This window comes from Microbacterium sp. ER1, assembly GCF_023383675.1.
GTDB lineage: Bacteria > Actinomycetota > Actinomycetes > Actinomycetales > Microbacteriaceae > Microbacterium.
The window spans coordinates 1-3,783 of the sequence record NZ_QCXO01000030.1; the positions used below are offsets into that span (position 1 = coordinate 1).

A 3,783-nucleotide genomic window follows, 5' to 3' on the forward strand; every position below is an offset into this window, starting at 1 on the left:
CACCCCCTTGCGTGTGTCCCACCCCCTTCCGGCCGCACGCAGAGGGGTGGCTCGGCCGGAAAGGGGTGGGTCGGCGAGGGATATCCTGAGGCCATGACGCAGCCCCAGGGTGCCCTTCTCGTGGGCAGTGTGAACTTCGACGACGCCGAGACGACGATGCGCACCGCTGCGGAGCTGCTCGGCGACCGGTTGCGTCGCATCCCGGACGGCGAGGTGGGCAAACGGTTCCACTGGATCATGTTCCAGCCCGACGTCATCGGCCAGGCGGACGGCATCGAGCGGATCGGCGACGAGCCCATCCCGTTCCCCGCCGGCATCGACGCCCGGGGCCTCCGTATCGCCGAGGGCGTGGACCCGGCGACGATCGCGCTGCCTCCGCTGGAGTACGCCTCCGCGGCGATCGAGTCGTACGGGCTCTTCGCCCGGCTGCGGGAGGAGGGAGTGGTCGCCGCGGGCACCCGGTTCCAGGTCTCGCTGCCCACCCCGCTCGCCGTCATCTCCTCGTTCTTCCACGGCGACGACCGGGCCGCGATCGAGCCCGTGTACACCGCCGCGATGCTCCGCGAGCTCGACGAGATCCTCGCCGCGATCCCGCACGACGACCTCGCGGTGCAGTGGGACGTCGCGAGCGAGATGGGGATCCTCGAGGGCGCCTCCGGCTACGGCGCCGTCATGGAGGGGTGGTGGCCCGGCGACCCGTTCGACGGCCTCGTCTCGCGTCTCGCCGCCCTCGTCGATGCCGTCCCGGACGACGTCGAGGTGGGCGTGCACCTCTGCTACGGCGACGCGGGGGAGAAGCACTTCTTCGAGCCGACCGACGCCGGCTCCCTCGTCCGCTACGCCAACGCCGTCATCGCTGCGGCCCACCGGTCGCTCACGTGGCTGCACCTTCCCGTGCCGATCGGCCACGATGACGAGGCGTACTTCGCTCCGCTCGCCGCGCTCACCCCGGTCGAGGAGCTCTACCTCGGCCTCGTGCACCGGGAGGACGGCGCGGAGGGTGCGCGTCGCCGGATCGCCGCCGCCGTCCCGTTCGCGCCGGAGTTCGGCGTCGCCACGGAGTGCGGCATCGGGCGCGCCCCCGCCGGCTCCACGGAGGGCATCCTCCGCGCCCACGCCGAGGTCGCCGCCGCCTGGTGACCCGCCGATTCGCGCGCTCGGCCCCGGTGTCGTAAACTGATCCGCGGTGACGTGTCCGAGCGGCCGAAGGTGCAACTCTCGAAAAGTTGTGTAGGGTAACCCCCTACCGTGGGTTCAAATCCCACCGTCACCGCCACCACGAAGGCCCCGACTCCCCTGGAAACATGGAGATGCGGGGCCTTCGTCATGTCCGGGATCGCGAGCGTGATAACGTAGATGTCGTTCACGGGCCTATGGCGCAGTTGGTAGCGCGCCTCGTTCGCATCGAGGAGGTCAGGGGTTCGAATCCCCTTAGGTCCACAGGAACAGGAAAGCCCCGGGTCAGTCGCCCGGGGCTTTCCTGCGCTCGGCGGCAACATCGGCGGCTTCCGGTCCGCGCAGCGCGGGGAGTGCTGAGGGCGGGGCGGGCGGCTGCCGGGCGTCACGTACGTCATGGACGATGAGCGGCCACGGGTCCGAGGCGATCTCGTACGCGATCCTCCGGAAAACCGGATCGACCAGGAATCGCCAGGTGTCGGTCCACTCCGAGAAGGTGACATCGCCCCGCGGATTGATGACGTCGCCCGGATCATCGGCCTCGGCCAGTGCCGCATGGAATCGCAGCCGGAAGTGCTCCACGGCGAGGTGGTAGTCGCGCGACAGGAAGGTCTCGTCGTAGGCGGGGACCTCCACTCCGGCCGATCGGTCGAGCACCGCGCGAATCCAGCCATCTCGCGTGTCCGGTGTCGCTCCTTCCTGGAGCAGGATCTCGGCTGAACGCGCGACCAGGCTGCTGGGCGTCAGGTAGAGCCGCACTTCGTCGTCCCGTGCGGACACCCACTGCAGGTCCGTCGGTGTCTGGGTCGGCGTGGGCGCCGCGAAGACGCAGTCGTCGACCAGTGCGAGCAGAGCACCGTCGCTCCAGGTGCTGTCTGCGAAACAGATCGTCTCCAGGAACGCGATTGCGTCGCGGAAGGTCTCGCCGGCCTCCTCATCGGGAGCGCTCCGGTCGAGGAGAGCGTGCAGCGCCGACCAACGGCGGAGCAACGAGGCATTGCCGCGAGGCGGACGCACGAGGTGCCGGTGCTCGGCGATCACGAGCGGAAGGAAGGCGAAGACAAGAGCCAGGGGCGAAGTCAGCGCGCTTCCCTCGAACTCCGGATGCGGGGTGGTGAGAGCGATGCGCAGGGCGATCAGGTCACACAGATGCTCGGCTTCTTCACCGTCCGCCTCGCGCAGGAGCGCGCCGGCGTCGCGACCGGCGATCTCCACCCGTTCCCCGGGGGCGACGGCTGCACGCAGCGCGTGCCCGAACTCGTGCGCCAGCCAGAACACGAGGGACCACTCGGCGGCATGCACCGAATGCGCGAGGATTCCGCCGGGAGGATCGAACTCGAACGGCTGCACCAGTCCTCCGAACGCAATCGACCAGTTCTCGAAGGCGAGGATGCGGCGGATGACGGGAAACGCCTCGCCCCACGCACGAGCCTCGGTCGACGATGAGGTGTCGACTTGGGAGTACGCCCATGACGTGTAGCCGAGGAAGACGTGACGGGTGAAGTCTGCGATCGCATCGTTGACGAGGATGTTCGCCCCATCGTGCCGCGCCTCATGGAACGTCTCCAACGGGATGCCGTTGTGGAGCGAGCTCACCGTCACGGAAGCATGAACCCTCGCGGCTACCGGGTCTGCGGCGACAGTCTCGCCGATGGCGCTCCACAGCCTCCGCAGTCGTTGTTCGATGACCGGAACCGAACGCAGCCTGATCTGCTCGTCGATCTCGTCCTCGGCATAGGACGCCCAGTCGACCGAGGACTTCCAATCGTTCTCGTAACGGACGGAGGGATCGTGGGGCACCCCCTTCCACCCCTCGAAGAGCGAGCGCAGGCGCTCGGCACGGGGGAGGGCGGCGTCGTCAGATGGCGGGTGCGAGGTCATCGCAGTAGCCGGCCGCCATCTTGCGAACGATCAGACCGACGACATAGGCCGCGGTGAGCGGCGTGAGTATCGACTCCGTCGCCGCGACCTGATCGACGACCGTCGACACCGCGTACGCGATGGTCACGTTGTCGGAGTCGGTGCCGAGGACCGCCATGAGCGGACCACACGCTTTGGCCCGAAGTGCCGCCTCGTGCTCGGAGTACCACTGGCGCCCGATCGCGGCGAGCCGGGAGGCCGAGAACTGGCCAGCCCCATCGACCAGCTGGTCGCCTAGTGCGCGGAAGACCTCTTCTTCACCGGCCGCGAGCGCCCACTCGACCGCGGTGCTCACTTCATTCGTCATCGTCTACCTCCGCTGTGATAATCGCAGACAGCACCTCCGCTGCGCCCGACACGCCCGGGAATCGGCGGTGATTTGCCCGATGCCCGGAACCCACGTAGATTATTACCTGTTCGCCCCAAACGGTTGAGCGGAGGTCCTCGGACCGGCTCCCGTCAAGCATCGAACACCTCCCGAATCCCAGACACTCACAGAGTGAACAGGATGAAGGATGCTGATCCGTTCCCACGGTCAGGCCGAAGAAACTCGGACTTGACAACGGAAACGAGATCGGTAAGATAGAGAAGTTGCCCTGCGGGCCTGGTTGTGATGGCTGGGTCGTGGGAGCATCCGATCCTTGAGAACTCAACAGCGTGCACTTGTCAAATGCCAAATTATCCTCG

At 67.6% G+C, this 3,783-nt stretch carries 3 protein-coding genes and 2 tRNA genes; 3 read left to right on the top strand and 2 right to left on the bottom strand.

Annotated features, from left to right (window positions below):
* Positions 1 to 93 precede the first annotated feature (93 nt).
* The 3 genes from BV453_RS01605 to BV453_RS01615 all read left to right on the top strand — a co-directional run bounded on the left by BV453_RS01605 (position 94) and on the right by BV453_RS01615 (position 1,440).
* Complete coding sequence (locus BV453_RS01605) at positions 94 to 1,140, top strand: hypothetical protein (protein ID WP_249520703.1); 1,047 nt, start codon at positions 94 to 96, stop codon at positions 1,138 to 1,140.
* A gap of 45 nt (positions 1,141 to 1,185) precedes the next feature.
* A tRNA-Ser gene (locus BV453_RS01610) sits at positions 1,186 to 1,276 on the top strand.
* 91 nt (positions 1,277 to 1,367) lie between these two features.
* Positions 1,368 to 1,440 (top strand) — tRNA-Ala (locus tag BV453_RS01615).
* A gap of 21 nt (positions 1,441 to 1,461) precedes the next feature.
* Here the strand turns inward: BV453_RS01615 and BV453_RS01620 are convergent.
* Both BV453_RS01620 and BV453_RS01625 read right to left on the bottom strand, forming a co-directional pair.
* The gene (locus BV453_RS01620) at positions 1,462 to 3,057 is read right to left on the bottom strand and encodes a hypothetical protein (protein ID WP_249520704.1); all 1,596 of its coding nucleotides are present in this window, start codon (positions 3,055 to 3,057) and stop codon (positions 1,462 to 1,464) included.
* On the bottom strand, positions 3,035 to 3,403 hold the full coding sequence (locus BV453_RS01625) for a hypothetical protein (RefSeq protein ID WP_249520705.1): 369 nt from the start codon (positions 3,401 to 3,403) through the stop codon (positions 3,035 to 3,037). The genes BV453_RS01620 and BV453_RS01625 overlap by 23 nt, the downstream gene beginning before the upstream one ends.
* Positions 3,404 to 3,783: the final 380 nt, after the last annotated feature.

Bases quoted from the DNA above. Each gene is read 5' to 3' on its own strand.
- BV453_RS01605 (WP_249520703.1), top strand. From the start codon at position 94: ATGACGCAGCCCCAGGGTGCCCTTCTCGTGGGCAGTGTGAACTTCGAC.
- BV453_RS01620 (WP_249520704.1), bottom strand. From the start codon at position 3,057: ATGACCTCGCACCCGCCATCTGACGACGCCGCCCTCCCCCGTGCCGAG.
- BV453_RS01625 (WP_249520705.1), bottom strand. From the start codon at position 3,403: ATGACGAATGAAGTGAGCACCGCGGTCGAGTGGGCGCTCGCGGCCGGT.